The sequence below is a fragment of the Phreatobacter sp. genome, assembly GCF_022843985.1.
In the GTDB taxonomy this organism is placed as follows: Bacteria; Pseudomonadota; Alphaproteobacteria; order Rhizobiales; family Phreatobacteraceae; genus Phreatobacter.
In genome coordinates, this window is the sequence record NZ_JALHMP010000035.1 from 1 (window position 1) to 25,917 (window position 25,917).

A 25,917-nucleotide genomic window follows, 5' to 3' on the forward strand; every position below is an offset into this window, starting at 1 on the left:
GCGCATGATGCGCCCGGGTGATATCGGTCCACATGCCGATCTCCATCGAAGGTCTCGCAACCACCGACGGAATCACAAGCGGCTGATATCACTCAACTTCTTTTTCGGTCAGGCTCTGACAGATTGTTGGGACAGACCAACGACACGGGATTCAGACAATGAAGACGACCGCCTATCTGCCCCTGCTGACCTATCCCGATACGGTATCCGTCAAGGCGGCCGCAGCCGCGGCGAGAATGGCCGCCGCAATCGGCGCCGATCTCGACGTTATGATCTATTCCGTGGATCTTCCGCGCTCGAGCACCTCCTTCGGCGGCATGATCATCAACGTGTCGGATATGATCCGAAAGGTCGAGAATGACAGCCGCGAGCACAGTGCGGGGCTGGCGAGTACCGTTCAGGACGTGGCGCGAAGCCACGGCCTGGCCCTGCAGCTCGATCAGCGCCATGCGGTGCCGGCCGAGGCCGTCCACGGGGCTGTCGCGGAGGCCCGCTATCGCGATCTCGCCATCGTCCCCTGGTCGGAGGACAATCTGACGTCCCGCGAACTGGCGGAGGCGCTGATCTTCGGCGCTGGTCGGCCTGTTCTGCTTGTCCCCGAGACCCACGAGGCGACGCCGATCAGCCATGTCGCCGTGGCCTGGGACGGCAGCCGTGTGGCGGCGCGGGCCCTCGCCGATGCGCGGGCCTTCCTCGCCGCGGGAGCGCAGGTCACGGTGCTGATGGCGGGCGATGAGAAAAAGCTCGAGGCCGGGATCGGCGACCTCCTGGTGGACAGCCTGTCGCGCCGTGGCGTGACGGCGGCGGTCCGGACCGTATCGGCGAAGGACCGGCCTGTCGCCCAGGCCCTTCAGGCTGCCTGCGGTGAGGTCGGTGCCGGCCTGCTGGTGATGGGGGGCTATGGCCATTCGCGGCTGAGGGACTTCGTCGTTGGCGGCGCCACGCAGGGGGTGCTCGCCGCGCCCTCCATGCCGGTGCTCATCTCCCACTGAGTGCCAGGAACACCGCGGGGCGGCGCCGTGACCTGCGGGCGCGGAGCCGCACCGCGCCCGCTTGGCGCGTTGCAGACGAGCTATGCACCCTGCGGCATCTTGCTTTTTGCCCCCTGCATCGAAAGGCTTCCGTTACGCGATGACGTTCCACGGTCCGCTCGATCGGACCATGCAAAGGAATGCGTCGCGTGCCGCTCCAAGAGCGGCCGGGATGCGGCTTCCGCATCCGATGGGAGGACGGATGGAACGGACGAGCCGCATCAGTGCGGCATTGATCTTCATTGCGCCGCTGGCCGTGCTGGTCGCGCTCTGGGCCGTGGTCGTCCCCGTTTTCGGTGTCCGGCCGCAGATCTTTCCGAGCGTCCCGGCTGTTGGCCGGGCCGGTCTCGACAGCATCCTTGACGGATCGCTGCTGCGTCATGTGGCCGCGAGCGTGTCCCGCGTCGCCATCGGAACGGTCCTGGCGGTGCTCGTCGCGGTGCCGCTCGGGATCCTCATGGGGGTGAGCCGCGGCGTCTCAGCCTTTCTCACGCCGCTGATGCGCTTCTTCTCGGTTCTGGCCGGCATCGCCTGGATCCCGATCGCCACCCTCTGGTTCGGCTATGGCTTCGGCGCCATCGTCTTCGTCATCTTCAACGCCGTCTTCTTCGTCGTCGCCTACAACACGCTGCTCGGCGTCTCGACCATCCCGATGACGCTGCGTCACGCCGCGGCCTCCCTCGGCGCCGGCCGCCAGGCGATGCTCACCGACGTCTTGCTGCCAGGGGCGCTGCCCAACATCGTCACCGGCATCCGCACCGGCCTCGGCTTTGCCTGGCGTGGCCTGATCGCCGCCGAGATGATCGCTACCGATGTCGGCCTCGGCTACATGCTCTTCGTCGCCCGCGATTTCTACCAGACCGAGGTCATCGTCCTCGGCATGATCGTCATCGGCACGCTCTGGCTGCTGATCGACCGGCTGATCCTCGTGCCTCTCGAACGGGCGACGATCGAGCGCTGGGGGCTGGTCAGCGCATGAACGCCCTCCTGCCGCTCTGGAGCTTCGTCGTCAGGACCTCGGTGAAATGGCCGATCCTGCAGACGCTGGCGCCCTTCGTGCCCGTCGTCGCGCTGTGGTGGGCGGTGGCTGCCTGGGGTCCCTTCCCCCCCGCCTTCTTCCCTTCCCCGGCCGACGTGGTCGCCAAGTTCGTCTCGCTGATGGAGAAGGGAATCCTCCCCGAATATCTCGGCGACAGCGTCGCGCGGCTGGCCATCGGCGCCGCCGTCGGGATCGGGCTCGGCGTACCGCTCGGTCTGTGGATCGGCCTCAACAAGAGCGCACACCGCGCGCTCTGGCCGGTCCTGCTGTTCTTCCAGGCCATCGGCGATATCGCCTGGCTGCCGATCCTGATCATCTGGTTCGGCTTCGGCCTGACGACCATGACCTTCGTCATCGTCTATACAGTGCTGTTCCCGGTGATCCTGAACACGGTGCTCGGCGTGCGCTCCGTCCGGATCGAACTGCACCGGGCGGCCCAGAGCCTGGGCGCCTCCCCCGCCCGCATCGTCGGCGAGGTCGTTGTTCCCGGTGCGCTGCCGAACATCATGACGGGCCTGCGCAACGGCCTCGGCTATGGCTGGCGGGCCCTCATCGCCGCCGAGATGATCGTCGGCACCAGCGGCATCGGCTTCCTCATGTTCGACGCGCGCCGGGCCGGCTCGGTCACCGAAATCGTGCTTGGCATGATCGTGCTCGGCATCCTCTGGTACATCGTCGACGCGTGGATCCTCGCTCCGATCGAGCAGGCCACCGGCCGACGCTGGGGATTGGTCACGCAGTGAAGTCGCTCAGCCTGAAGAACCTCGCGAAGACCTATTTCGACGCCTACAAGGGCGAACATGTCACCGCCATCCGCGACGTGTCGCTGGAGGTGCCCGCCGGTGAGTTCGTCTCCATCGTCGGGCCGTCCGGCTGCGGCAAGTCGACCATCCTCAACATGGTGGCCGGCTTCATCCCGCATTCCGGCGGCGAGATCCTGGTCGGTGGCACCCCGGTGAAGGGCCCCGGCCCCGATCGCGGCGTCGTCTTCCAGTCCTTCGCGCTGTTTCCCTGGAAGACCGTGCTCGACAATGTCGGCTTCGGCCCGAAGATGCGCGGCGTGCCGAAGGCCGAGCGCGATGCGATCGCGCGGGAATATCTGGCGCTTGCCGGGCTTTCGCATGCCGCGGACCGCTATCCGAACGAGCTCTCCGGCGGCATGCAGCAACGCGTCGGCGTGGTCCGGGCCCTTGCCAACGAGCCGGACGTTCTTTTGATGGACGAGCCCTTCGCCAGCGTCGACGCGCAGACCCGCATGACGCTGCAGGACGAGCTCTCCCGCATCTGGGAGGAACGGCGTCCGACCGTGGTCTTCATCACCCACGACGTGCCGGAGGCCGTGTTCCTCGCCAACCGGGTGGTCGTCCTCTCCAAGGGCAAGGTTCTGGCGGAGGTCGAGGTGCCGATCAGTCGCCCGCGCGTCTGGGACCGGCTGGTGGCCGACGATGAATTCAAGGACCTGTCCAACCAGGTCCTTGCCCTGGTGAGGTCGGCATGAGGCTTCTTCGGCAGGCCCTCGGTTCCCGGCGCGGCCTGATCCTGCTCGGGCTCGCCGCCGCGTGGCTCCTCTGGCAGGCCTGGCTCTTCGCCGTGGCGCCGGCCAAGATCGCCGCCGGCTTCCCGGAGCGCGCGCGCGTCAATGCCGTGATCACGCTGCCCTTCGCCCCGGAGCGTTTCCATATCCTTGTGTTCCAGCGCTACGGCCGCGTGTCGGGAACGGAAGGCAACAGCGTCGAACTGCGCAGCATCGACAGAAGCCAACTCGGCGCCATCGCCCGGCTCTACTGGGTGAGGCGGATAGAGCCATTGCAACAGGGAGGATGACCATGATCACGAGACGGACGGCCGTCGCCGGAACGCTGCTCGCAGCGCCTGCGCTCGCCTATGCCCAGCCCATGACCAAGCTCAAGGCCGGTATGGTCACCGGCATCGACCAGATCGGCCTGCCGATCGCTCTCGAGCGCGGCTTCTTCGAGAAGCAGGGCCTCGACGTCGACATCGCGCGGCCCTACGCCACCGGCGTCGACGCGCTGAACGCCCTGCAGGCCGGCGAGAGCGCCATCGTGCAGGTCGGCGTGCCGATGATCGGTGCCGTGGTGCGCGGCATGGACCTCGTCGCTCTCGCCAACTATTCCGGCAAGGCCACCGCCCGCGGCTCCGACGCCACCATGGCGCTGATCGCACGCGGCGATTCCGGCATCACCAAGGGCAATCTCGCCAGCCTCCGGGGCAAGCGGATCGCCGCCTCCTTCGGCACGATCAACCATCTCTACATTCTCGCCCTGCTCGAGAAGGGCGGGCTGGCCCCGGCCGACGTGACTCTCGTCAACACGCCGCCGCCGGACATGACCGTCGCCCTTCTCGCCAAGGGCATCGACGCCTTCGTCGGCTGGGACCCCTGGCCCATCGTCGCGCTGAAGGACGTTCCGGGTGCGGTGGAGATTATCCGTGGCGGCGACGCTATTTCCTATGTCGGCTTCAACGTGGCCTTGCGGCCCTGGGTCGCCGCCAACGGACCGACCATCGAGAAGTTCCTGATCGCCGTGTCGGAGGCCGATCAGTGGATGCGCAAGAACCCCAAGCCGGCGGCGCAGGTGGCGACCCGCTGGATCCCCGGTCTTCGGCAGGACATTGCCGAGACGGCGATGGAGTTCAACATTCAGCAGGCCGACCGGCGCCTGTCGGCGAACAACTACCGCGCGATGCACGAAGCCCTCGACAGGCTGCACCGCCTCGGTTTCCTGCGTTCGACCTTCGACGTCAACAAGCATTTCGAGCCCAAGCACATGGTCAAGGTGATGCAGGACCACCCGGCCCTGTTCGCCGATCTGCCGTCGATCCCGGCGGATGCCGCGATCGGGCCGGGCTTCGTCTTCAGGCCCTGATCCCCCGGCGATCCCCATCGCCGCCGTCGACCATTGCGCGCCCGGGGTCTCCCTCTGGAGATCCCGGGCGATGCGTGGGGCGCCGTCCAGCTCATGCCGGCGGCTTCGGAGGCGGAACCGGGAGCGGTTGCAAAGATCCTCCGTCTCCTGTCTTGCTCGCCGATCTGCCGCCGAGGAGGCCGCCTTGCCGATCGACATGACCGCGGCCTTCGCCTTATGGCCTCCGCTCGCCGCCATCGCGGCCGTCGTCAACGACGGCCGGAGCACGGCTGCTGCCGAGGCCGATCGGGCCCTGGCGCGCATCGGCGAACTGGACGGGGCCATCAATGCCTTCACTGCGGTCGACCGGGACGACGTGGCGGCGCGGGCCGCACGGGTCGATGCGCGGATCGCCGCCGGCGAACGCCTGCCCCTCGCCGGCGTGCCCGTGGCGATCAAGGACAATATCTGGGTCGCGGGGCGCCCGATCACGCAGGGCTCGCGGCTGTTCAGCGACTTCGTCGCGCCGGCGGACGCCGAGGCCGTGGCGCGGCTGGTGGCTGCCGGTGCGGTGATCGTCGGTATCGCCAATACGTCTGAATTCGCCGCCAAGGGCCAGACGACGAATCTCCTCCACGGCACCACCCGCAATCCCTGGAACACGGCCCTGACTCCCGGTGGATCCTCCGGCGGCCCGGTTGCCGCGGTCGCGAGCGGCATGGTGCCGCTGGCGATCGGCACCGATGCAGGGGGCTCCAGCCGCCGACCTCCGGCCCATACCGGCCTGGTCGGCCTCAAGCCCTCCTTTGGCGCCGTTCCCTATGGTCCGGGCTTTCCCGAGCCCTTCTTCGCCATTTCCTGCATCTGCCCCATCGCCCGGACCGTCGCCGACACCGCCCTCGCCTTCGAGGTCATGGCCGGCGCCAGCGCGCTCGACCCCCATTCGGCTGTCCTGCCGGCGGATGGCGGGCTCCCGGCCCGGCAGATGCGGATCGCCTACAGCCCGCGCTGGGGCCTCGACGTGCCGGTCGAACCGGATGTCGCGGCCCATGTCGCCGCCTGTGTCGAGCGGCTGCGCCGCGCCGGGCTGACCATCCTCGACAGCGATCCCCAATGGCCGGCCGGCGCCGCGGAGGCCGGTCTCGGCGCCATCCAGCAGGGCGGTCTCGCCGCCCTCTTCGGGGCGTCGTGGTCGGAACGGCCGGATCGCATCGATCCCGATCTGGGGGCGCAGATCAGCGCCGGTCTCGGGCTTGCGGGAACCGACGTCGCCGGCGCGCTGCTCCTGTCGGAACAGGTCGCCGTCGCCGGTGCGCGCTTCTTCGCCACGCAGGGTCTTGATGCGGCAATCGGACCGACCACGCCCTGTGCCGCCTGGCCTGTCGACCGCCTCGGTCCGGAGACGATCGGCGGCGTGCCGGTCGGTCCGCGCGGCCACGCGGTCTTCACGCCATTGTTCAACCACACGCGCCAGCCGGCGATCTCCGTTCCTTGCGGCCTCGACCGGTCGGGCCTGCCGCTCGGGCTGCAGATCGTCATGCCCCGCGGGCGCGACCGCGACCTGCTCCGGCTGGCGGCCGCGGTGGAAGAGGCGCTGGCGGCAGCGATGTGATCCCAGGCCGGCTGGCGGATGGCAGCACCGCGCCGCGATGCTCCCGATCGGCCTCGTCCCGGTGCGCGGCGGGGATTGATCAAGAGCCCTGCGGAACACACAACTCCATCCGGCCGCAATATGCCCTTTCCGGCCGATCGAGGACCGCCCGTCGATGTTCGACCCTCTCGCCAGACGCCTCATCGATCCTCCTCTGGCGCGGCTCGGCGCCTGGATCGCCCGGCGTGGCGGCTCCGCCAATGCCATGACCGCGGCGGGGCTGGTGGTCGGACTGGCGGCAGCCCTCGCCATCGCGATGGGTCATGCCGGCTGGGGGTTGCTGCTGATCCTGGTCTCCCGGCTGGCGGACGGTCTTGATGGCGCGGTGGCGCGCGTGCGCGGGCCGACTGATCTCGGCGCCTTTCTCGATATTGTCGCAGACTTCGCGTTCTACGCGGCCATCCCCATCGCCTTTGCCATCGCCGATCCGGCGAATGCCTTCCCGGCCCTGGTTCTCGTCGCCAGCTTCCTGCTGTCCGGCGGAAGCTTTCTCGCCTTCGCCACCCTCGCCGAGAAGCGCGGCCTCGCAACCACGGCCCGCGGGCGCAAGGGCTTCTTTCATGCCGGAGGGCTGGCGGAGGGCACCGAGACCATCGCGGCCTTCGTGCTGATGTGCCTGTTTCCGGCTTCCTTCGCGCTGATCGCCTGGATCTTCGCCGCGGCCTGCCTGATCACCGCCTGCGGCCGCTGCCTCGATGCGGCCCGCTTGTTCGGTCGGGCCTCCTGAGACAGGCCCCGGCCGGGGACCCTCAGCCTGGGGCGCCGGCGATGCGGGCGACATAGTCCTGCAGCCGGTCGAGGCCGCGCTGCATGTGATGGTCGAGCTCGGCCAGCATCAGGTCGAGCCGGTCACCGGTGGCCAGGTCCACATAGGCCCGGTGCGCATCATCCAGAGGGCCGGAGCGTCCATGGGCCTTCTGGTGGATCGCGAGATAGAGATGGAGCCGGGGGGCAATGCGGTTCCAGGTCTCCAGCAAAAGCCTGTGACCGCAGAACTCGTAGACGGTCGCGTGAAGCTGAACCTCGGCCTGCGACGCGGCGAAGCCGTCGCCCCCGGGCAGGGCGGCCAGCAGGGCCTCGTGCCGGGCCCTGAGGGTTGCGGCGAAGGCCTCGGTGCGCCTGTCCCAGATCTGCGCGAAGGCGAGGCGTTCCATGGCCGTGCGCAGCGAGTAGATCTCGCCGACATCGTGGCGCGACAGCGCCATGACGCGGGTGGCCGTATAGGGCACCGAGACGAGCAGCCCCTCCTCGACGAGTTGGCCCATGGCCTCGCGGAGGGGACCGCGGCTGACCCCGAAATCGGCGGCGAGCTGCTGTTCCGTCACCGTGCTGCCCGGCGCGATGCGGCCGTCGATGATGGCATGGCGCAGGCGCTCGGCGACGCGATCGCGGAAAGTCGCGCGACGCAGCGGCGCGACGGCCGTGTCGGTCGCGAGGCCGGCGGCGCGGCTCATCGGGCGACCCAGGCCTGGTAATGGTCGGAGGCGAGCCTGGTCATCGCTCCGGGCGCGCCGTCGCCGATCACCCGCCCGTCGATCTTCGTCACCGGCGTGACCCCGCCGAGCGTTCCGGTGATGAAGGCCTCATCGGCCGAATAGACCTCGGCAAGGGTGAAGGGACGCTCCTCGGCGGGCAGGCCTGCGGCGCGCCATGCATCCAGCACCGCCTGGCGGGTCAGGCCCTTGAAGCAGAAGGCGCCGGTCGAGGTCCACAGGGCGCCGCGGCGGATGATGAAGAAATTGGTGGAGTTACAACTGGCGACGAAGCCCTGCGGGTCGAGCATCAGGGCCTCGTCGGCTCCGGCATGGATCGCCTGGATCAGCGCCTGGATGAGGTTCAGGCGGCTATGCGAGTTGAGGCGCAGGTCGAAGACGTCCGGCGTGCTGGTGCGAAAGGTGGAGGTGAACAGGGACAGGCCGCGCGCCTTCGCCTCCGGACGTGGCGTCTTGTACTCGGCGACGATGACAATGGTCGCCTTGCCCAGGATGAAGCGCGGATCCTGGTTGACCGTCTTCTTGACACCGCGGGTCACCATGAGACGCACATGGGCGCCGTCGGTCATGCCGTTGCGCGCCAGGGTCTCGTTGACCGCGGCGGCGACCTCCGCGCGGCTGAGGCCGATGTCGAGGGCGATGGAATTGGCCCCTTCGAACAGGCGGTCGAGATGGGCCTCCAGCTGGATCAGGCGGCCGTTCTTCAGCCGCAGGCCCTCCCAGACGCCGTCGCCGAGCACGAAGCCGCTGTCGAAGACGGAGACGCGCGCCTCGTGGCGGGGGACGAAGGTCCCGTCGACATAGACGAGAACCGACTCGTTGCGCGGGTCGTCGAGATAGCCCTGGGCACTGCCCGCAGTGGAGGTCGATGCGCTGGTCATGGCATGGTCCGTCAGAAGCTGAACCGGCGATGGCCGGCGATAAAGGCCTGGGTCAGCGGCCGGCGTGGTGCCTTGAGCACCTCGTCGGGCGTTCCCTGCTCGTAGATGCCGCCCTCGGCGAGAAAGAGGACGCGGGTCGCCATGTGGTAGGCGAAGCCGATCTCGTGGGTGACCAGGATCATGGTGCGTCCTTCCGCTGCCAGGGTCTGGATGGCATCCAGCACCTCGCCGACAAGGGCCGGGTCGAGGGCCGAGGTCGGCTCGTCGAAGAGCAGGATCTCCGGCTCCATGGCGAGGGCTCTTGCAATGGCGACGCGCTGTTTCTGCCCGCCGGAGAGATGAGCCGGATAGGCTTCGGCCTTGTCGGCGAGGCCGACCCGGGCGAGCTCGGCGAGGCCGAGACGTGCCGCATCGTCCCGGGCCATGCGCTTCACCGTCACGAGGCCTTCCATGACGTTGCCGAGCGCCGTCATGTGGGGGAACAGGTTGAACTGCTGGAACACCATGCCGACGCGCTGGCGCAGCCTGTTGAGGCTGCCCTCGTCGTAGCGGATCCCGGTGGCCCCCGCGCGCTGCCGCTCGGCGCCGACCGGCTCCCCGTTCAGGATCACACGCCCCGCGTCGGGATGCTCCAGGAAGTTGATGCAGCGGAGCAGGGTGGACTTGCCCGACCCCGATGCGCCGATGATGGCGATGCGGTCGCCGCGCTTCACGTCGAGATCGACGCCGGAAAAGACAGCCCGCTCGCCGAAACGCTTGTCGAGGCCGGCAAGCCGGAGGAGAGGCGTGTCCATGGCTCAGTCGCTCCGCGCCAGCCGCCGCTCCAGCGCATAGGTCGCGCGCACGAGCGGGTAGAGAAAGAGGAAAAAGAGGGCGCCGATGACGCTGTAGACCTCCAGCGGGTTGAAGTTCAGCGAGGCGATGAGCCGACCCTGGTGCAGCAGCTCGATATAGGCCACGACCGAGGCAAGGGTCGTCATCTTGAAGATCTCGATGCCGCGGTTGGTCAGCGCCGGCAGGACCCGCCTCAGGGCCTGGGGCAGGACGATCCGCCGGAGCGTCTGCAGGCCGGACATGCCGATGGCGCGCGCCGCCTCCCATTGGCCCGGTTCGATCGACTGGATGCCGGCGCGGTAGATCTCGGCCGAATAGGCGGCCGAGTTGAGCGAGATGCCGAGGATGGCCGCCGTGAAGGGGGTTATCTCGACCGGAACGAGCATCGGCAGGGCGAAATAGAACCACAGGATCTGCACGAGTACCGGGGTGTTCCGGAAGAACTCGATGAAGCCGATGGAGAACCAGCGCGCCGCCCGCCAGCGTGACCGCCGCGCCAGGGCCACGACAAGGCCGAAACCGAGACCGAGCACCAGGCAGACGGCGAAGAGCCGCAGGGTGCCGACGGCGCCCATGGCCAGGGCTTGCCAGTTGTCGAGCAGCGGCGTGAAGTCCCAGCGGTAGGTCATCGCGCCATCTCGCCGCTTTGCGCCATGCGGCGCTCGACGAGGGCGCCCAGCATGCTCACCAGCGTGATGACGAGGAAGTAGAGGAGGGCCGCCGCGGTGAAGACCTCGAGGGGGCGGAAGGTCTTCTGGGCCAGTTCGTTGGCCTGGTAGAGCAGGTCGGCATAGGAGACGGTGGCGACCAGGGTGGTCGTCTTCATCAGCTCGATCGAACGTTCCATCATGGCCGGGAACATGCGTTTCACCGCCTGGGGCAGGATGATGCGCCGCATCGCCTGGGCCTTGCTCATGCCGATGGCCCGGGCCGCCTCGCCCTGCCCCTTCTCCACGGAGACGATGCCGGCGCGGAAAATCTCGGCGAAGAAGGCCCCGGACTGGATGGTGAAGGTCAGCGCCGCGGCGAGATAGGGCGTCATCTCGACCTTCAGGATGATCGGCAGCCCGAAATAGAACCAGAAGAGCTGCACCAGGGGCGGCGTTGTCCGGAACACCTCGATCACCAGCCCGGCCGGGGCCGCCAGGAGGCGGCTGCCGGACAGCCGTGCCAGCGCCAGGGCAAGGCCGACCGGCAGGCCGCCGGCGAGCGCCACGACGGTCAGAGCAAGCGTGTTGCCGAGGCCGGCCAGAAGCAGGTCACCATTGGCCCAGATCGGCGTGAAGTCCCAGTTGTACACGGGAGCTGCGTCAGCCGAGCATTTCCTTGATGATCGGCGGCGCCGCCTTGGGATCGAGGCCGAAGCCGGTGAGGAATTCCTCGTACCAGGCCTGGATCTGGCGGCTCCTGTAGTAGCCGGCGATCTGCTGGTCGACCCAGGCGACGAAGGCGGCATCGCCCTTGCGGACCGCGGCACTCGAGGCATTCGACTGGGTCGGCTGCGGCACCACGATCTTGCCCGCACCGAGGCGCTGGCGCGCCGCGATCAGTGGGGGATGGAACAGGCAGACCGCCTCGACGCGGCCGGACTGGAAGGCGGCGATGGCCTCGGTATTGCCGGGGAAACGCTGGATGGAGGCCTTGGCGACATTGGTGGTGAGGAAGCGGTCCATGCTGGTCGCCTGCGGCACGGCGATCCGCACCTCCGGCTTGTTCAGGTCCTCCCAGTTGCGCACGGCGAGGTCGTCCTTGGCCAGCACCGCGAGCGAATAGTAGAGCAGGGGGGAGGTGGGAAAGTCGACCGCCTGGGCCCGCTCGGGCGTGGCGTCCAGCACGTACATGATGTCGATGCGGTTGGCCTGGAGGGCCGCGATCGCCGTGCCCCAGGTGACTTCCACCGGCTCGAAGCGGACGCCGAGCGCGGCTGCCATGGCCTTGCCGAGCGAGACGCCGACCCCGGACGACCACTCGCCGGTGCGGGGATCCTTGGAATACCAAGGCGGCGCCTGGGTGACGCCGACCCGCAGCGCGCCGCGGCGCTTGACCTCGTCCAGGGTGCCCGTGCCCTGGGCGATGGCTGGCGCGACGAGGGTGGCTCCCGCCGAGACAACAAGGGATGCGGCGAATATCCGTCGATCGATGGTCATGGTTCCCCCCGTCCGGCCGCGGCTGGAGCGCCGCTGCCCGACAGTCAAAAGCGCCGATTGTCGATTGTCAACAATCAAGACAAACCGTCGGGCGAGCGCGGCAGCGGCGCCGGAGACGCGCGCGGCTGTCGATCCTGGTCGCCATGGCCGGCGCTCATCCTGTGGTCACCGCCCGGGGCAGCCGCTCGCGTTGCGGCCGGCCGTCGCCCGCGGGCCCGCGGCGACCGTCAGCGCATGAGCTTCGGCAGCCACAGGATCAGCGGCGGCCAGGCCATGGCGATGCCCAGCGGGATGAGCTGGATCATCATGAACGGCGTCACGCCGCGATAGATCGTGCCGATCGTGACATGCGGCGGGCAGATGCCCTTCAGATAGTAGAGCGAGGCGCCGAAGGGCGGCGAGATGAAGGATGTCTGCAGGTTCACGGCGACGAGGATGCCGAACCAGATCAGCGTCTCCTCGCGGGACAGCCCCATGCCGAAGTCGAGGTCGGCGACGATCGGGGCGACGAGCACGATGAGGATGAAGGTGATCTCCACCCATTCCAGCACGAAGCCGAGGACGAAGACCGCCAGCATGATGATGACGAGGACGCCCCAGGCGCCGACCGTGTCGACAAAGAGCATGTTGCGCACCAGGTCGTCGCCGCCGATGCGCAGAAAGAGCCCCGTGAAGCAGGTTGCACCGATCATCACCATGGCGATCATGGCGGTGGTCCGCAGCGTCGAGTGCAGGATCGGCGGCAGCGACGCCCAGCGGAACTCGCGTGAGAAGGCGGCGAGCAGCGTGGCGCCGAGGGCGCCGATGGCCGCCGCCTCCGTGGGCGTCGCGATACCGGCCGCAATCGAGCCGAGAACGGCGATGATGAGGCCGAGCGGCGCCACGAGATTGGCTGCAGCCTCCAGCAGCAGCGCGCCGATCCGAATGCCCTCGCGCCGCTCGATGGCCGGCATGCGTTGGGGCCAGAAGACCGACCCGATGAGGATCCAGCCGATGAACAGGAGGCCGAGAAGGATGCCGGGGACGAGGGCGCCGAGGAAGAGATCGCCGACCGAAACCTGGAGCACCTCGCCAAGGACCACCAGCATGATGCTGGGGGGAATGAGAATGCCGAGGGTGCCCGAGGCGGCGATGATGCCGGTGGCGATCTGCGGGTCGTAGCCGCGTTCGAGCATGGCCGGCAGGCCGAGCAGGCCGAGCATGACGATGGAGGCGCCGACAATGCCGGTCGACGCCGCCATGATGATGCCGATGACCGCCACGGCGATGGCATAGCCGCCGGGCAGGGGTCCCATCAGGCGCGCCAGCGAGGTCAGCAGCCGCCCGGCAATGCCCGACTTGTCGAGCATGAGGCCCATATAGACGAAGAGCGGGATCGACAGCAGCAGCCAGTCGGCGAGGATTCCGGCGTAGATGCGCGTCACGAAGGTGAACAGGAAGGCGATGGGAACGTCAGCGACGAGGCAGAAGGTCACTGCGATGCCGGCCATGACGAAGCCCATGGGATAGCCGCTGAAGGCCCCCGCGACGAGCATGACGAGCATGGCGATCGGGAGCCATTGTCCGGTCACGTCGTCATCCCCTCTTCCGGTTTGGCGCCCTGACGGCGGGTGAACCAGTCGACGCGGGCGGGATCACGGCCACGTCCGGACAGGGCGACGACATGCTGGATGATCTTCACCAGGACGACGATGGCTAGCAAGGCAAAGCCGAGCGGCATCATGCCCTTGACGAGATAGCGGTCCTCCAGCCCGCCGGTCGTTGAGCGCTCGGCGGTCCTGAAGGCGGTTCCGGTGAAACGCCACGAGAAGTGCAGCATGAACAGCGTGAAGGGCAGAAGAAGAAAGGTGTCGCCGATCAGTTCGATGATGACGCGCGTGCGCGCCGTCCAGCGACTGGCGATGAAGTCGATGCGCACATGGGCGTCGGTCTCGACGGCGTAGACGATGCCGAGCATCACCATGACGGCGAAGAGGTGCCATTGCAGTTCGGTCAGGCCGGTGACCGTCAGGCGGTCGCCGAAGAGGGGAAGCGTGAAGCCCCAGATGACGATGGTGGACAGCCGCAGCTGGCTCGCCAGGACCGTCGCGAGAATGACGACGATGACGAGCGGGAGGGTCCAGCTGGCAAGCCGGCAGAAGCCGCTCGCCAGGCGGCTGGTCCGATCCAGAAGCTTCAGCGCCGCATCCACGTGCCGGGTTCCTTGCAAGCGACGGCCGGCACGCGAGGCGCCGGCCGCAGGGTCATTCCGCCGTCCCTGGATCAGCGCAGCGGCGCAGGGATGCGCTGCAGTTCGCGCCACTCGCCGACCTTCGTGATGTAGTCACGCAGGCTGGTCAGGGCTTCCTTGAACAGCGGGTCGCGCGCCGCCTGCTCGTTCAGAACCTCTTCCGAGGCCTTCTGCAGGGCGGTGAGCACGGTGTCGGGGAAGCGCCGGATGGTGACGCCCTGGCTGCGATAATACTCAAGGGCGGTGCGCTGGGTGTCGATCTGGTCGTACATGTTGAAGGTCACGTTCGCCATGCAGGCCTCGCGCATGATCGTGCGCTGCCGGTCGGTAAACGAGTTCCAGACCCCCTTGTTGATGATGATCGAATCCCAGGTGGCGAGCTGGTGCCAGCCGGGGAAGTAGTAGTTCTTGGCGACCCGATAGAAGCCCAGGCCGCGGTCGATTGAAGGCAGCGAGAATTCTGTGGCATCGATGCGTCCGCGCTCCAGGGCCACGAAGATCTCGCCTGCGGGCACCAGCTGCGTCGAGACACCGAGCTTCGACAGGACGAGGGCGCCGAGGCCGGCGATGCGCATGCGCAGGCCCTTCAGGTCGTCGACCGAGTTGATCTCCTTGCGGAACCAGCCGCCGGCCTCGGAATCGACGAGGTGACAGGGCAGGATGACCACGTTGTGCGGGTCGTAGGCCTTCTGGATGATCTCGAGACCGCCGCCGCGGAACATCCAGGCGAGCAGGATCTCCGGGGATGCGCCGAAGGGCATGGCGCTCACGAGGTTGGTGACGGGGATCTGGTTCGCCCAGTACCCCATCCAGTCGAAGGCCATGGGAATGGCGCCCGACGAGACGGCACCGAACATCTCCAGCGGCGGCGACAATTCGCCGGCATTGCGGACGCGGATCTTGATCTCGCCATTGGTCATGGCATCGACCATCTGCGCCCAGCGGCCCGGGCTCGGTCCGAGCGAGGGCAGGTTGATGGGGAAGCCGTGCTGCAGATCGAATGTCCGCGATTGCTGCGCCATGGCGGGCTCCGCCACCGGCATCCAGGTCGCCGCGGCCAGAAGCGCAAGCCCGGCCGTCACTGTCCTCAAGAGTTTCATCGCCGTTTCCTCCTCCGGCAGGTCACAGAAGCCCGCTTGGCCATTCGGCCTTGTTGATGTCGGCGCATCCTCGGCGGGTACCAGGAGGCCGTCTAGGCGTGATCAGGCACGTGTGCCCTGCGGCAACTCCTCGTCCGATGGGGCGACAGGGTTCTGTTCCATGTGCCTGGCGGCGATGTAGCCGAAGGTCATGGCCGGGCCGAGAGTGATGCCGCCGCCGGGATAATTGCCCCCCATGATGCTGGCGGCATCGTTGCCGGCGGCATAGAGACCGGCGATCGGGGCCCCTGTCGCGTCCAGCACGCGCGCATGGGCATCGCAGCGAATGCCGGCAAAGGTCCCCAGTTCGCCCGGCACCACCTCGACAGCATAGAAAGGGCCGGTCTCGATCGGCGCGACGCAGGGGTTGGGCTTGACGTCGGGGTCGCCGAGATAGCGGTTGTAGGCGGTGCTGCCGCGGCCGAAAGCCGGGTCCTCGCCGCGTCGCGCGGCGTCATTGAAGCCGTGCAGGGTCGCCTCGAAGGCCTCAGGGGCGATGCCCGTCACGACGGCGAGATCCCGCAAGGTCCGCCCCTTCTTCAGGTAGCCATTGCCGAGATAGGGCGAGAGCGGCACGGGAAAGGGCTTGACGAAGCCGAGGCCGTAGCGCCGCAGCGTCGGATGGTCGGTGATGAGATAGGCCCTGACGTCGGTTCCCTTCGGCGTCGCCTTGAACAGCCCCTGCATGAAGTCGTGATAGGAGTTGGCCTCGTTGACGAACCGCTCGCCGGCCGGCGTGACCGCGATGACCCCCGGCTTGGCGCGATCGATGAAATGCGGAAAGAGCCCGGTCGAGCCGTCACGGCGCCGCACCCGCGAGACCGGCGCCCAGGCGGCAGGATTGGGATAGTCGGTGACGATGGCGGCGCCGATCCGCTCGGCGACACCCAGCCCATCGCCGGTATTGCCGGGCGGGGCGGGGGAGAAGTGTTCCTGTCCCGTCGGAGCATGGGGATAGAGCGCCTTGCGACGCTCGACATTGCGGGGGAAGCCGCCGGCGGCGAGCACGACACCGCGGCGGGCATGGATCTCGACCGGGCCTTCGGGTGTCTCGACGATGCCACCGACCACGCGGTCGTCCCGGACGATCAGTTCGCGCAAGCCGCTGGACGTGCGGATGGGAATGCCGAGGTCAAGGGCCGATTTCGCCAGCCGGCCGATCAGCGCATTGCCGTTGGTCAGCCGCATGGCGCGGCCGTGGAGGGCGAGGTCGCGCGCATAGCGCGCCAGGAGCATGCCGACATAGCCGGCCGATTTCAGCGACCGGGTGACGTTGAAGAAGTGCAGCAGCTCCTTGCCGGAGCCGATCATCATGCCGAGGAAGGTGATCTCGGGGAGCGGCGGGCGCAGGCGCTTGATCTCGGGTCCGAGCTCGCGGCCGTCGAAGGGCTCGGCGACGATGGAGCGCCCGCCGGGCTTCGCGCCGGGGGCATCCGGGTGGTAGTCGGAAAAGGCCGGTCCCAGCACGAACTTCACCGCGGTGTTCTGCTCGAAGAACGACACCATCTCCGGTCCGTTGGCGAGGAAGGCGTCGACCCTCTCGCCGTCGAAATGGTTGGCTGCCTCATGCTGCAGGTAGCGGCGGGCCTCGGCCGGGCTGTCTTCCATGCCGGCGGCGCGGGCGTGCGGATTGCACGGAATCCAGAGCCATCCGCCCGACCGCGCCGAGGCTCCGCCGAACTGGGCCTCCTTCTCGACCACGATCACGTCGAGTCCGCCGAGCCGGGCGGTGACGGCTGCGGCGAGGCCACCGGCGCCTGAGCCGACGACGAGGGTGTCCGTCGCGATTGCGGTCACGGAAGGGCCTCCCTCTCGGGGGTGGGGGTCGCCACGAATTCGCGATGAACGAATTCATTCGTCAAGCTAGGCGAGGTTTCGCCCGCTTGGCAAGCGGCCGTTCGGCAGGTCCGGCCTTCGCCGTTCAGACAGCGAGATAGCCGCCGTCGACGACGAGGGTCGTGCCGGTGACATAGGTCGCCATGGACGAGCAGAGAAAGACGACAGGACCGACCAGTTCCTCGGGTTCGCCGAAGCGCGCCATCGGGATGCGGGCGAGAAACCTGGCTGCCCGGGCCGGGTCGCTGCGGGTGGCGATAGTCATCTCGGTGGCGATCGTTCCGGGAGCGATGGCATTGACCCTGACGCCGCTGGGGGCGAGTTCCTGGGCGAGGTTCTGCGTCAGCATCTTCAGGGCTGCCTTGGACGTCGAATAGCCGAGGGAGGTCGCGGTGGAGACGAAGGCGGCGATCGAGGCGATGTTGACGATGCAGCCGCGTGTTCGCTTCAGCGCCGGCAGAACCGCCATCGTGACGTTGAGCGCGCCGTCCAGGTTGACTTTCATCACCGCGTCCCAGGCCTCGAAAAGGCTCGGGTCGTCGATGCCGTGCCGCGGGCAGATCCCGGCGCCGTTGACCAGGATGGAGATGTCGCCGGTCTTCGCCATCACTCTGGACAGGATGTCGGCGGCGCCCGCCCGGTCGGTGACGTCCAGCGCCGCCCATTCCGCCCGTCCGCCAGCGGCCACGACGGCGGCGGCAACGGCCGCGCAGGCATCCGGAGAGCGGTCTGTCGCAATCACGGTGGCGCCTTCCCGCGCCAGCCCGAGGCAGAGCGCCCGCCCGATGCCGCCGCCGGCACCGGTTACCAGCGCCACACGATCCTGAAGCTTCATCACACCCTCCCTGCCGTCACCGGATCTTCACGGTGCCCGGTATCCCAGATCCGACGAGAGCTTTCCGACAAAGGCAAGCATCGCTTCCGCCCGTGCGCCGCCTGACCTCGTCTCCAGCATGCCGGCAGCGGCGATCATGGTCACGACGCATTGAAGCTGGCCAGTGTAATCCCGGACAGGTGCCGCGATGGCATTCACGCCGGGCACGGGCTGGCCTTCGATCGGCGCAAAGCCGTGGCGGCGGATGAAGGTCGTGTGGCGCTTCAGGTCGGCCAGGGTCGTCGCCTCGCCGATGCGCTGGGTCGCGCGATCGGTCCGTTCGGCGGTGACGCGTTCGTCGATCAGCCTGTCCGGCAGATGGGCGGCGAAAACCCGTCCGGTGGCGGTCCCGGTGATGGAGAAGACGGTCCCGGCCCGCACATTGACGTGCAATTGGTGGGGGCCCTCCTGCACCTGGACGATGGTCGGGCCATAGGTGCCCCAGACCGACAGCGCAACCATGGCGGCCTGTTCGGTCGAGAAGGCGACGATGGCCTCGCTCGCCATGCGGAGGGGGTCATGGGTGCGAAGCCGGACCAGACCGAGGCTGAGCGCCATAGGCCCCAGCCGGTAGAGGCCGGAGCCGTCCTCCTGCTCGACCAGGCCGGCGCTCTTGAAGGAGACGAGATAGGCGTGGACCTGCGCCGGGGTCATGCCGGCATGTTCTGCCAGGTCGCGCAGCATGCAGGGGCGCCCGATCGTCACGAAGGCGTGGAGGATCCGGCTGCCCGTCTCGATCGCGCCGACGCCCCGCTGCGGCTTGGTCTCCATGGCGATCACACTCCACCCTTCATCCGCGGTCGAAGCCCGCCGACGCGACGGGCGCTCGGCGCGTCGCCGGCCGCGAAGGCTAGCGTCTGCCGGACGCATCAAGAAGATCACGCCGCCTGATTTTTCCATCGCGGCCGGGGCCGATCCCGTTCAGCCAGATCGGCATCCTGGCCCATACGGCGGCGAAACATGCGCTGGTTGGCCTCACCAAGCAACTCAGCCAGGCCTTCGGGCCATCCGGCAACACCTGCAACGTGGTCGCGCCAGGCTTCGTGCGCTCCAATCCGGCACCGGAACGGCAATGGAACGCCTATGGCTCCGACGACCAGAAATGGCTGGTGGAATCCATCCATGTCCGTCGCCTCGGCACGGCAGCGGACATTGCCCATGCCGTGCTGTTCCTGGTCGGCGACAAGGCTGGCTGGATCAGCGACCAGATCCTGTCGATGGACGGTGGTCGCTCATGAAGCGCGGGAAAACTGTCATCGGCCAGCTTCCTTTGACCTGCCTCAGGTCGGACTTCCGTGCGCCAAGCTGGAGATCGCGTCGGCGCAGACAGCCTGTGATCTCGAAAAGCCGCGGGCGGCCGGTCCGGATGTTTCTTCGCAGAAAATCGTGCCCCTGTTCCGGCGGGAACATGCCGGGTTGTGGGGCCGGTCTAGGGTCTGGACATCGGGGCAGGAGACGCCCCCGCCACACCAAAGGGACCACCGCCATGAACCGCTTCAAGTCTTTCGCTCTCGCCGCCGTCGCCGCCGCCGCCCTGTCGCTTGCCATGGCGCCCCCGGCCGAGGCCCGCTCGCGCAACGCCGCCCTCGGCATCGGCGCCCTGGCCGTCGGCCTCATCGTCGGCAGCGCCGTCGCCGCCTCCAGCCGCGCCCGGGCCTATGAGGTGCGCGAGTGCTTCACCATGCGCCGCTGGGTCGAGGGCCCCTATGGCATGGAGCGCCGCACCGTCCGCGTCTGCGAGTAAGCGCGACGCCCCATCCGCCGCGGTCCCCACAGCCCCAGCCCCCCCGGCTGGGGCTCTGGTCTGTTTGGGGTCCTGCCCGCGGCCGTCCCGCGCGCCGCGTGTCGTGCAATCCGCCTGCTGCGTGATGCCTTTGGCGAATGGACAGCCGGTCGGGCTTGCTTGATGTCGCGATCAGGGTGTGCCGCTCTGCTTCTCCCCTTTCTCGGACATGTGGGCAGCGAACATCCCGGCACATGACCGCCGGCATGGGCGCTGGTTCCGGCTTGCGTCAGGGCGCGGCCGTCGAGCGCCGCACGACCAGTTCGATCGGCAGCCGCGTATGCTCCAGGCGACCTTGACCACTGATCTCGGCCAGGAGGGTGGAGGCCGCCACCTGCCCGATCTGCGCGGTTGGAATGCGCACCGTCGTCAGGGCCGGCATCATACTGGCTGAAAACTCGATGTCGTCGATGCCCGCCACCGACAATTCCCCGGGCACGGATAGCCCGCGCGCCTGCGCTTCCTGCACGCCGCCGATGGCGAAGAGATCGATCCCGCCGATGACGGCGGTCGGTCGTTCGGCCAGATCGAGCAGCCGCGCGCAGCCGGCGCGTCCTCCGGCCATGGTCAGGACCTGCTCGCTGACCAGCGCATCGGGCAGCGCGAGGCCCGCCCGTTCCATGGCCTGCCTGACGCCCGCGAGCCTTGCCCGCTGGCGGTCGTTGAACGCCAGATGGCCAACGATCATGCCGATGCGCCGATGGCCTAGACCGATCAGGTGCTCCGCGACCAACCGCCCGGCCGCCTCGTTGTCCACCGTCACCGCCGCGAAGTCGGGCGCGCCGACCCAGGTGAGGACAACCCGAACTTCGCTCGTCGCCAGGAGCCTTACCGTCTCCTGGGAGCGCTCGGCCCCGACCAGCATCAGCCCGTCGACGCCGCGCGCCAGAAGCATGCGCACCGCCTCGGTTTCCGCCGCAAGGCTCATTTCGTGGGAGGCGACCAGCAGCTGATAGCCTTCACGCGCTAGGGCCGATTGAAAGGACTGGAGCACGCGGGCGAAGATGGTGCTGTCGAGGGTGGGGACGACGGCGCCGATCGTCATCGAGCGACCGGAGGCGAGGGCGCGCGCGGTGCCGTCAGTCAGATAGCCAAGTCGGCGGGCGCTGTCGCGCACGCGCGTCAGGGTTTCGAGCGCCAGCAGGCCGGGCTGGGCCATGGCGCGCGACACGGTCGCCGGGGAAACACCGGCGTCACGGGCGACATCGACCAGCCGGGCTTTGCGGTGGGAAGCCATGGTGCGGTTATGAAAAATTTTTCAGTACCTGTCGAGCCCCTCAAGATAGCCATCAACGAAAGCCGATCAAAGCCAGGCCCGAATGCACTTGACTCACTCATGCAGGTCTGAAAACTTTCGATGAAAGCGCTATCATAAAAGGCGTCCAGGGGGAGTGTCGGCCGATGATCGGACGGCGAGGGCTGATCGGGCTGGGAACCGTCGCGGGCGTCATCGCCCTGTGGTTCCTGCTGACCACCCTGACCGGGATCGTCTCCGGGGCGCGTTTTCCCTCGCCGTCGGAATTCTGGGCCTCGCTGGTGCAGATCTGGACCCGCGGCTATGCCGGCGGGCAATTGCTCGCCCACGCCCTGCACAGCCTGAAGCTCGTGGTCATGGGCTTCCTCGTCGCCATCGCGACCGGCATTCCCCTCGGCCTCTGGATGGGATGGAGCCGGCGGGCCGAGGCGGCCATCAATCCGGTCTTCCTGGTCATCCGCCCGATCCCGCCGCTGGCGTGGATCCCGCTGGCGATCCTGTGGCTCGGCCTCGGCGACGCCGCCAAGATCATGGTCATCTGGTTCTCGGCCTTCGTTCCCTCGGTGATCAACACCTTCGCCGGCGTTCGCAACATCGACCGGCCGATCCTCGAGGCCGCGCGCATGCTCGGCACGCCGCGCGGGCGCATGGTGACGGAGATCATCGCCCCCGCCGCCTCGCCGCTCATCTTCACCGGGCTGCGCCTGTCGCTGCAGGCGAGCTGGACAACGCTGGTCGCCGCTGAACTCGTCGGCGCGATGGTCGGCGTCGGTTTCGTCCTCAACATGGCGCAACAGGATCTCTACCCGGCGATGATCCTCGTCGGCATGATCACGGTCGGCATCCTCGGCTGGGCAACGACCGTGGCGCTGGCGCGGGTCGAGCGGCAGGCGCTCGCCTGGAACGTCGCGGCCCGGGATTGATCCGATGAACGGCGCGCCGCTTTCCCTCCGCGAAACCTTGGCCTGGGGCGCCCTCGGCGCCCTCGCATTCGTCGGCTTCTGGACGCTGATCACAACCTCCGGACTTGTCCCGCGCCAGTTCCTGCCCTCGCCGCTCGATCTCGTTCAGCGCTTCTTCCACCTGCTCACCTCGCCTTTCGCCGGCGCCACGCTGCCGGAGCATCTCGCATCGAGTTTCCGCCGCTATGCCTTCGGCGTGCTGCTGGCGGCGGCCATCGGCATACCGCTCGGACTTCTCATGGGGTGGTTCCGCCTTCTCGACGACATCGTCACCCCGATCTTCGACGGTCTGCGCTTCATTGCCCCCATTGCCTGGGTGCCCTTTGCGGCCCTCTGGTTCGGAACCGGCATCGGCGGGCCGGTCATGATCATCTTCGCCGGCGCCTTCCCGCCCTGCCTGATCAACGCCTATCGCGGCGCGCGCTTCGTCGAGCCGCGTCTGATCGAGGCGGCCCGCATGCTCGGCACGGGCAACCTGCGCATGATCCTGGAGATCCTGCTGCCGGCCGCCGTGCCCTCGATCGTCGCGGGACTGCGCGTCTCGGCCGGACTTGGCTGGCAATCGCTGGTCGGCGCCGAGCTCATCGTCGCGGCTGCCGGCGTCGGTTTCATGATGGTGCAGGCACAGGGCAGCGTTCAGACCACGACAGTCATGGCCGGCATGCTCGCCATCGGCCTCGTCGGCATGCTGATCGATATCCTCCTGCGCCAGGGCGAGGCGTGGATGCGCCGCCGCCGTGGGCTCGACAGCTAGGAAGAAGGCGAAGTCCCATGGGGTCGATCCGTTTCCAGAACGTGGACAAGGTGTTCGGCGCCAGCCAGGCGGGCGTCAAGGTGCTCGACGACATCAATCTGGAGATCGGCGAGAAGGAATTCGTCGCCATCGTCGGCCCTTCAGGATGCGGCAAGACCACCTGCCTGCGCATGGTCGCCGGGTTCGAGGCCCCGTCCTCGGGGACAATCACCGTCTCCGGCAAGGTCGTCAGCGAGCCGGGGCCTGACCGCGCCGTCGTGTTCCAGCAATTCGCGCTGTTCCCCTGGAAAACCGTCCGCGAGAACATCGACCTCGGGCTGCGCAACAAGAACCTGCCGGCAGCCGAGCGCGATCGCCTCATCGCCGACGCCCTCAAGCTGATGAACCTCGAGAGCCACGCCGGCGCCTTCCCCCACCAGCTGTCGGGGGGCATGCAGCAGCGCGTCGCGATCGCCCGCGCCTATGTGCTCGACCCCGATGTGCTGCTGATGGACGAGCCTTTCGGCGCGCTCGACGCCCAGACCCGTGTGGTGATGCAGGAGGAACTGGTGCGCCTCGCGCGGGTCAATCCGCGCACGGTTCTGTTCATCACCCATGCCGTGGAGGAGGCCGTCTATCTGGCCGATCGCGTCGCTATCATGACCCGCAGGCCGGGCCGCATCAAGGAAGTCCTCGACATCAAATCCGTGCGCCTCGCCGAGAACTGGGACCGCTTCGCCCGGATCGAGGACGTCATGGATCAGGAGTCGTTCGTTCACCTGCGCACCCAGATCTGGAAGTCACTGCGCGAAGAAAAGGGCGCTCAGGGTGTCTGAACAGCTGGCACTGACCCGCGACCTGACCGAACCGGAGCCCATTCCGGAAGCCGGTATCGCGCGCGCGACCGAGCTGATGCGATCAGGGCGCCTGTTCCGCTATGGCGAGATGGGAGCGGACCAGCTCGACGCCTCGCTCCTGGAAGAGGAATTCGCGGCCTTTGTCGGGCGGCGCTATTGCGTCGCGGTCAATTCCGGTGGCGCGGCGATCTTTCTCGCCCTGAAGCTTCTCGATGTAGAGCCGGGCGCACCGGTCCTCGTCAACGGATTCACGCTGGCCCCCGTGCCGGGTGCGATCCGCCATGCCGGCGCCAGACCCGTCATCGTCGAGATCGGCCAGGACTATTGCATCGACATCGACGACCTTGTCGCCAAGGCCCGCATGTCCGGCGCGAAGGTCCTCGTTCTCTCGCATATGCGCGGCCATATCGCCGACATGGACGCGGTCATGGCCGCCTGTACCGATCTCGGCCTCGCGCTGGTCGAGGACTGCGCCCATGCGCTCTGCGCGTCCTGGCGGGGTCGCGCCATCGGCACTTTCGGCGCGATCGGCGCCTTCAGCGCCCAGACCTACAAGCACCTGAACGCCGGTGAGGGTGGTTTTGTCGTCCTCGACGACGAGGACATGGCGGCGCGCGCGATCCTTCATTCCGGCAGCTATATGCTGCACGCCCAGCATCGCAGCGTTCCGCCCCCCGCGGTGATCGCCCGCTGGAGCGAAGAGACGCCGAATTTCAGCCTGCGCATGACTGCACTGGCCGCAGCGCTGCTGCGCTCGCAACTCGCAGAGCTTCCCCGCCGCGCCAGGCGCTGGAACGAGATCCATGATCGCATCGGCGCGCGCCTGTCCCGTTCGCAGCATGTCCGGCTGCCGCACCGCAGCCCCCACGAGAGCTATTCGGCGACCTCGGTGCAGTTCTCACTGCCGGGCCTGTCGATGGATGAGATCATCGCGGCGCTTGCCGCCTGCAAGGCACGCGGACTGCCGGTGAAATGGTTCGGCGGCGCCCGTCAGGTCGGCTTCACGAGCGCGCCGCGGCATTGGCGCTACGCGGGCGACCAGGGACCGCTGACTGCGACGCACCAGGTGCTCGCCAGCCTTTGCGATATCCGAACGCCCGTCACGCTGACGGACGAGGAATGCGACCTCATCGGCGACATCGTCTGTGAGGCCATCGAGACCGTGGTCCGGGCGTCTGCCTGGCCGCGCAAAGGCGCCGCCCCCGCCGGACACCTGGCGGACGGCTTCAGAACAACACGGGAGGATGATTCATGAAGCGTTTGATCGCAGGACTTCTGGCCGCTGCATCGATCGGGCTGGCGGCGCCCGCTGTCGCCCAGACCCCGACGCCCATCGGCGTCAGCTACCAGCCCTCGCTCTACTGGGCGCTGCCGTTCCACTACGCCACGGTGAAGGGCTGGTGGCGCGAGGTCGGACTCGCGCCGAACTTCACCACCTTCCCGGCCGGCGCGCCGCAGATTGCCGCGGCCCCCTCCCGGTCCTGGGATGTCGGCGGAACGGGCTCCGTTCCCGCCGTGCTCGGTGCGGTCCGCTTCAACATCCTGACCATCGGCATCACCAACGACGAATCCAAGACCAATGCGATGATGGTGCGCGGCGAGCGTTTCGACGCGGTCCGCGCCAATCCGCAGCTGCTGCGCGGCCAGCGCCTGCTTCTGACCACCAACTCCACCGTCGACTACGCGGCGCGCAAATGCCTGGTCAGCATGGGCCTTGCCGCCAACGACATGCAGTTCGTCAACCTCGGTCAGGCGCAGATCATCACCGCGCTGACCTCGAACAATGGCGACTTCGCCGGCGTCTGGGCACCGAACACCTACACGCTCGAGGAGCGCGCCAACGCCCGCTACCTGTGCTCTGGCGCCGAGGCGGGGGCTATCGTTCCCGGCGCCCTCGTGGTGCGTGCCGACTTCGCCCGCGAGCGTCCCGATGACGTGGCGAAGTTCCTCGCCGTCTATCTGCGTGGCTGGTCCTGGGCCAAGGCGAACCCGGCGGAAGCCCGCGCCCTCGCCCTCGATTTCTACAAGCAGGGTGGGCTCGAAGTGTCGCCCCGGGCGATGGACCAGGAATTCGCCCTCCGTCCGACCTTCGGCCTCGACGAGCAGTTGCGCATGATGGCGCGCGGCGCCTCCGGCTCGACGGTCGACGGCTGGTTCGGCGAGATCGGCAAGTTCATCACCGATGTCGGCACGATCCCCACGAACCCGGCACCGGCAAGCTACATCTCGGACGATTTCCTCAAGCGTGTGGCCGCAGACGCGCGTCTGCGCGCCTTCGCCACCGAGTTCGACAGGCGCTGACATCGGG

28 protein-coding genes are annotated in these 25,917 nt (G+C 68.0%); 15 read left to right on the forward strand and 13 right to left on the reverse strand.

All coding sequences use genetic code 11. The features are described 5' to 3' along the window. The first annotated feature begins 158 nt into the window (after positions 1-158). From Q0C57_RS18665 to Q0C57_RS18700, 8 genes are all read left to right on the forward strand, one after another. Positions 159-992, forward strand: a complete 834-nt coding sequence (locus Q0C57_RS18665; protein ID WP_296578695.1) for a universal stress protein — start codon at positions 159-161, stop codon at positions 990-992. A 241-nt stretch (positions 993-1,233) separates the two neighbouring features. Beyond that, positions 1,234-2,010, forward strand: coding sequence for an ABC transporter permease (locus Q0C57_RS18670; protein ID WP_296578698.1), 777 nt, complete (start codon positions 1,234-1,236; stop codon positions 2,008-2,010). Next, positions 2,007-2,813: an ABC transporter permease gene (locus tag Q0C57_RS18675; protein WP_296578701.1), complete on the forward strand. Its 807-nt coding sequence runs from the start codon at positions 2,007-2,009 to the stop codon at positions 2,811-2,813. The genes Q0C57_RS18670 and Q0C57_RS18675 overlap by 4 nt, the downstream gene beginning before the upstream one ends. Then, positions 2,810-3,568, forward strand: a complete 759-nt coding sequence (locus tag Q0C57_RS18680) for an ABC transporter ATP-binding protein (protein ID WP_296578704.1) — start codon at positions 2,810-2,812, stop codon at positions 3,566-3,568. Before Q0C57_RS18675 ends, Q0C57_RS18680 begins: the two co-directional genes overlap by 4 nt. Beyond that, positions 3,565-3,894, forward strand: a complete 330-nt coding sequence (locus Q0C57_RS18685) for a hypothetical protein (protein WP_296578707.1) — start codon at positions 3,565-3,567, stop codon at positions 3,892-3,894. The genes Q0C57_RS18680 and Q0C57_RS18685 overlap by 4 nt, the downstream gene beginning before the upstream one ends. A gap of 2 nt (positions 3,895-3,896) precedes the next feature. After that, positions 3,897-4,955: an ABC transporter substrate-binding protein gene (locus Q0C57_RS18690; RefSeq protein ID WP_296578710.1), complete on the forward strand. Its 1,059-nt coding sequence runs from the start codon at positions 3,897-3,899 to the stop codon at positions 4,953-4,955. Between the two features lie 184 nt (positions 4,956-5,139). Beyond that, the gene (locus Q0C57_RS18695) at positions 5,140-6,546 is read left to right on the forward strand and encodes an amidase (protein WP_296578714.1); all 1,407 of its coding nucleotides are present in this window, start codon (positions 5,140-5,142) and stop codon (positions 6,544-6,546) included. Positions 6,547-6,700: 154 nt separating this feature from the next. Next, on the forward strand, positions 6,701-7,312 hold the full coding sequence (locus tag Q0C57_RS18700; protein WP_296578716.1) for a CDP-alcohol phosphatidyltransferase family protein: 612 nt from the start codon (positions 6,701-6,703) through the stop codon (positions 7,310-7,312). Between the two features lie 22 nt (positions 7,313-7,334). Here Q0C57_RS18700 and Q0C57_RS18705 read toward each other — a convergent pair whose 3' ends face one another. The 12 genes from Q0C57_RS18705 to Q0C57_RS18760 form a co-directional block, all read right to left on the reverse strand. Then, complete coding sequence (locus Q0C57_RS18705; protein WP_296578718.1) at positions 7,335-8,039, reverse strand: GntR family transcriptional regulator; 705 nt, start codon at positions 8,037-8,039, stop codon at positions 7,335-7,337. Further along, a complete protein-coding gene (locus tag Q0C57_RS18710; protein WP_296578720.1) occupies positions 8,036-8,959 on the reverse strand; it encodes an aminotransferase class IV in 924 nt (307 codons plus the stop codon). Before Q0C57_RS18710 ends, Q0C57_RS18705 begins: the two co-directional genes overlap by 4 nt. Before the next feature lie 11 nt (positions 8,960-8,970). Then, positions 8,971-9,753 carry an amino acid ABC transporter ATP-binding protein gene (locus tag Q0C57_RS18715; protein WP_296578723.1) on the reverse strand — a complete coding sequence of 261 codons (783 nt, stop codon included), beginning with the start codon at positions 9,751-9,753 and terminating at the stop codon, positions 8,971-8,973. 3 nt (positions 9,754-9,756) lie between these two features. Then, on the reverse strand, positions 9,757-10,422 hold the full coding sequence (locus Q0C57_RS18720) for an amino acid ABC transporter permease (RefSeq protein WP_296578725.1): 666 nt from the start codon (positions 10,420-10,422) through the stop codon (positions 9,757-9,759). Next, the gene (locus Q0C57_RS18725; protein ID WP_296578726.1) at positions 10,419-11,093 is read right to left on the reverse strand and encodes an amino acid ABC transporter permease; all 675 of its coding nucleotides are present in this window, start codon (positions 11,091-11,093) and stop codon (positions 10,419-10,421) included. The genes Q0C57_RS18720 and Q0C57_RS18725 overlap by 4 nt, the downstream gene beginning before the upstream one ends. Positions 11,094-11,103: 10 nt before the next feature. Beyond that, a complete protein-coding gene (locus tag Q0C57_RS18730) occupies positions 11,104-11,940 on the reverse strand; it encodes a transporter substrate-binding domain-containing protein (protein WP_296578728.1) in 837 nt (278 codons plus the stop codon). A 227-nt stretch (positions 11,941-12,167) separates the two neighbouring features. Further along, the gene (locus Q0C57_RS18735) at positions 12,168-13,511 is read right to left on the reverse strand and encodes a TRAP transporter large permease subunit (protein WP_296578730.1); all 1,344 of its coding nucleotides are present in this window, start codon (positions 13,509-13,511) and stop codon (positions 12,168-12,170) included. Further along, positions 13,508-14,131: a TRAP transporter small permease subunit gene (locus tag Q0C57_RS18740; protein WP_296578733.1), complete on the reverse strand. Its 624-nt coding sequence runs from the start codon at positions 14,129-14,131 to the stop codon at positions 13,508-13,510. The genes Q0C57_RS18735 and Q0C57_RS18740 overlap by 4 nt, the downstream gene beginning before the upstream one ends. Before the next feature lie 71 nt (positions 14,132-14,202). Next, on the reverse strand, positions 14,203-15,270 hold the full coding sequence (locus Q0C57_RS18745; protein WP_296578737.1) for a TRAP transporter substrate-binding protein: 1,068 nt from the start codon (positions 15,268-15,270) through the stop codon (positions 14,203-14,205). A gap of 102 nt (positions 15,271-15,372) precedes the next feature. Then, positions 15,373-17,106 (reverse strand): FAD-dependent oxidoreductase, encoded by a 1,734-nt coding sequence (locus Q0C57_RS18750; RefSeq protein ID WP_296578740.1) that lies wholly within the window; start codon positions 17,104-17,106, stop codon positions 15,373-15,375. Positions 17,107-17,230: 124 nt separating this feature from the next. Beyond that, the gene (locus tag Q0C57_RS18755) at positions 17,231-17,980 is read right to left on the reverse strand and encodes a glucose 1-dehydrogenase (RefSeq protein WP_296578743.1); all 750 of its coding nucleotides are present in this window, start codon (positions 17,978-17,980) and stop codon (positions 17,231-17,233) included. A gap of 27 nt (positions 17,981-18,007) precedes the next feature. Continuing rightward, positions 18,008-18,790: an IclR family transcriptional regulator gene (locus Q0C57_RS18760; RefSeq protein ID WP_296578746.1), complete on the reverse strand. Its 783-nt coding sequence runs from the start codon at positions 18,788-18,790 to the stop codon at positions 18,008-18,010. A 167-nt stretch (positions 18,791-18,957) separates the two neighbouring features. On the opposite strand from Q0C57_RS18760, the gene Q0C57_RS18765 reads away from it, so the two are divergent. Continuing rightward, positions 18,958-19,257, forward strand: a complete 300-nt coding sequence (locus tag Q0C57_RS18765; RefSeq protein WP_296578802.1) for an SDR family oxidoreductase — start codon at positions 18,958-18,960, stop codon at positions 19,255-19,257. A 248-nt stretch (positions 19,258-19,505) separates the two neighbouring features. Further along, positions 19,506-19,763: a hypothetical protein gene (locus Q0C57_RS18770; protein ID WP_296578748.1), complete on the forward strand. Its 258-nt coding sequence runs from the start codon at positions 19,506-19,508 to the stop codon at positions 19,761-19,763. Between the two features lie 268 nt (positions 19,764-20,031). Here the strand turns inward: Q0C57_RS18770 and Q0C57_RS18775 are convergent, their stop codons facing one another. Next, the gene (locus Q0C57_RS18775; RefSeq protein WP_296578751.1) at positions 20,032-21,039 is read right to left on the reverse strand and encodes a substrate-binding domain-containing protein; all 1,008 of its coding nucleotides are present in this window, start codon (positions 21,037-21,039) and stop codon (positions 20,032-20,034) included. A gap of 164 nt (positions 21,040-21,203) precedes the next feature. Here Q0C57_RS18775 and Q0C57_RS18780 point away from each other — a divergent pair, with 164 nt between their 5' ends. From Q0C57_RS18780 to Q0C57_RS18800, 5 genes are read left to right on the forward strand one after another with little or no spacing between them, the layout of a single operon-like run. Beyond that, positions 21,204-21,980 (forward strand): ABC transporter permease, encoded by a 777-nt coding sequence (locus tag Q0C57_RS18780; protein WP_296578754.1) that lies wholly within the window; start codon positions 21,204-21,206, stop codon positions 21,978-21,980. 4 nt (positions 21,981-21,984) lie between these two features. Then, on the forward strand, positions 21,985-22,773 hold the full coding sequence (locus Q0C57_RS18785; RefSeq protein WP_296578757.1) for an ABC transporter permease: 789 nt from the start codon (positions 21,985-21,987) through the stop codon (positions 22,771-22,773). 17 nt (positions 22,774-22,790) lie between these two features. Next, positions 22,791-23,588, forward strand: coding sequence for an ABC transporter ATP-binding protein (locus Q0C57_RS18790; RefSeq protein ID WP_296578759.1), 798 nt, complete (start codon positions 22,791-22,793; stop codon positions 23,586-23,588). After that, on the forward strand, positions 23,581-24,864 hold the full coding sequence (locus tag Q0C57_RS18795) for a DegT/DnrJ/EryC1/StrS family aminotransferase (protein WP_296578762.1): 1,284 nt from the start codon (positions 23,581-23,583) through the stop codon (positions 24,862-24,864). The genes Q0C57_RS18790 and Q0C57_RS18795 overlap by 8 nt, the downstream gene beginning before the upstream one ends. After that, a complete protein-coding gene (locus Q0C57_RS18800) occupies positions 24,861-25,910 on the forward strand; it encodes an ABC transporter substrate-binding protein (protein ID WP_296578765.1) in 1,050 nt (349 codons plus the stop codon). The genes Q0C57_RS18795 and Q0C57_RS18800 overlap by 4 nt, the downstream gene beginning before the upstream one ends. Positions 25,911-25,917: the final 7 nt, after the last annotated feature.

Excerpts from the sequence above, each read along its gene's own strand:
- Q0C57_RS18665 (WP_296578695.1), top strand. The coding sequence starts at position 159 with ATGAAGACGACCGCCTATCTGCCCCTGCTGACCTATCCCGATACGGTA.
- Q0C57_RS18670 (WP_296578698.1), top strand. The coding sequence starts at position 1,234 with ATGGAACGGACGAGCCGCATCAGTGCGGCATTGATCTTCATTGCGCCG.
- Q0C57_RS18675 (WP_296578701.1), top strand. The coding sequence starts at position 2,007 with ATGAACGCCCTCCTGCCGCTCTGGAGCTTCGTCGTCAGGACCTCGGTG.
- Q0C57_RS18685 (WP_296578707.1), top strand. The coding sequence starts at position 3,565 with ATGAGGCTTCTTCGGCAGGCCCTCGGTTCCCGGCGCGGCCTGATCCTG.
- Q0C57_RS18690 (WP_296578710.1), top strand. The coding sequence starts at position 3,897 with ATGATCACGAGACGGACGGCCGTCGCCGGAACGCTGCTCGCAGCGCCT.
- Q0C57_RS18700 (WP_296578716.1), top strand. The coding sequence starts at position 6,701 with ATGTTCGACCCTCTCGCCAGACGCCTCATCGATCCTCCTCTGGCGCGG.
- Q0C57_RS18705 (WP_296578718.1), bottom strand. The coding sequence starts at position 8,039 with ATGAGCCGCGCCGCCGGCCTCGCGACCGACACGGCCGTCGCGCCGCTG.
- Q0C57_RS18710 (WP_296578720.1), bottom strand. The coding sequence starts at position 8,959 with ATGACCAGCGCATCGACCTCCACTGCGGGCAGTGCCCAGGGCTATCTC.
- Q0C57_RS18715 (WP_296578723.1), bottom strand. The coding sequence starts at position 9,753 with ATGGACACGCCTCTCCTCCGGCTTGCCGGCCTCGACAAGCGTTTCGGC.
- Q0C57_RS18720 (WP_296578725.1), bottom strand. The coding sequence starts at position 10,422 with ATGACCTACCGCTGGGACTTCACGCCGCTGCTCGACAACTGGCAAGCC.
- Q0C57_RS18730 (WP_296578728.1), bottom strand. The coding sequence starts at position 11,940 with ATGACCATCGATCGACGGATATTCGCCGCATCCCTTGTTGTCTCGGCG.
- Q0C57_RS18745 (WP_296578737.1), bottom strand. The coding sequence starts at position 15,270 with ATGAAACTCTTGAGGACAGTGACGGCCGGGCTTGCGCTTCTGGCCGCG.
- Q0C57_RS18755 (WP_296578743.1), bottom strand. The coding sequence starts at position 17,980 with ATGAAGCTTCAGGATCGTGTGGCGCTGGTAACCGGTGCCGGCGGCGGC.
- Q0C57_RS18760 (WP_296578746.1), bottom strand. The coding sequence starts at position 18,790 with ATGGAGACCAAGCCGCAGCGGGGCGTCGGCGCGATCGAGACGGGCAGC.
- Q0C57_RS18770 (WP_296578748.1), top strand. The coding sequence starts at position 19,506 with ATGAACCGCTTCAAGTCTTTCGCTCTCGCCGCCGTCGCCGCCGCCGCC.
- Q0C57_RS18775 (WP_296578751.1), bottom strand. The coding sequence starts at position 21,039 with ATGGCTTCCCACCGCAAAGCCCGGCTGGTCGATGTCGCCCGTGACGCC.
- Q0C57_RS18780 (WP_296578754.1), top strand. The coding sequence starts at position 21,204 with ATGATCGGACGGCGAGGGCTGATCGGGCTGGGAACCGTCGCGGGCGTC.
- Q0C57_RS18785 (WP_296578757.1), top strand. The coding sequence starts at position 21,985 with ATGAACGGCGCGCCGCTTTCCCTCCGCGAAACCTTGGCCTGGGGCGCC.
- Q0C57_RS18790 (WP_296578759.1), top strand. The coding sequence starts at position 22,791 with ATGGGGTCGATCCGTTTCCAGAACGTGGACAAGGTGTTCGGCGCCAGC.
- Q0C57_RS18800 (WP_296578765.1), top strand. The coding sequence starts at position 24,861 with ATGAAGCGTTTGATCGCAGGACTTCTGGCCGCTGCATCGATCGGGCTG.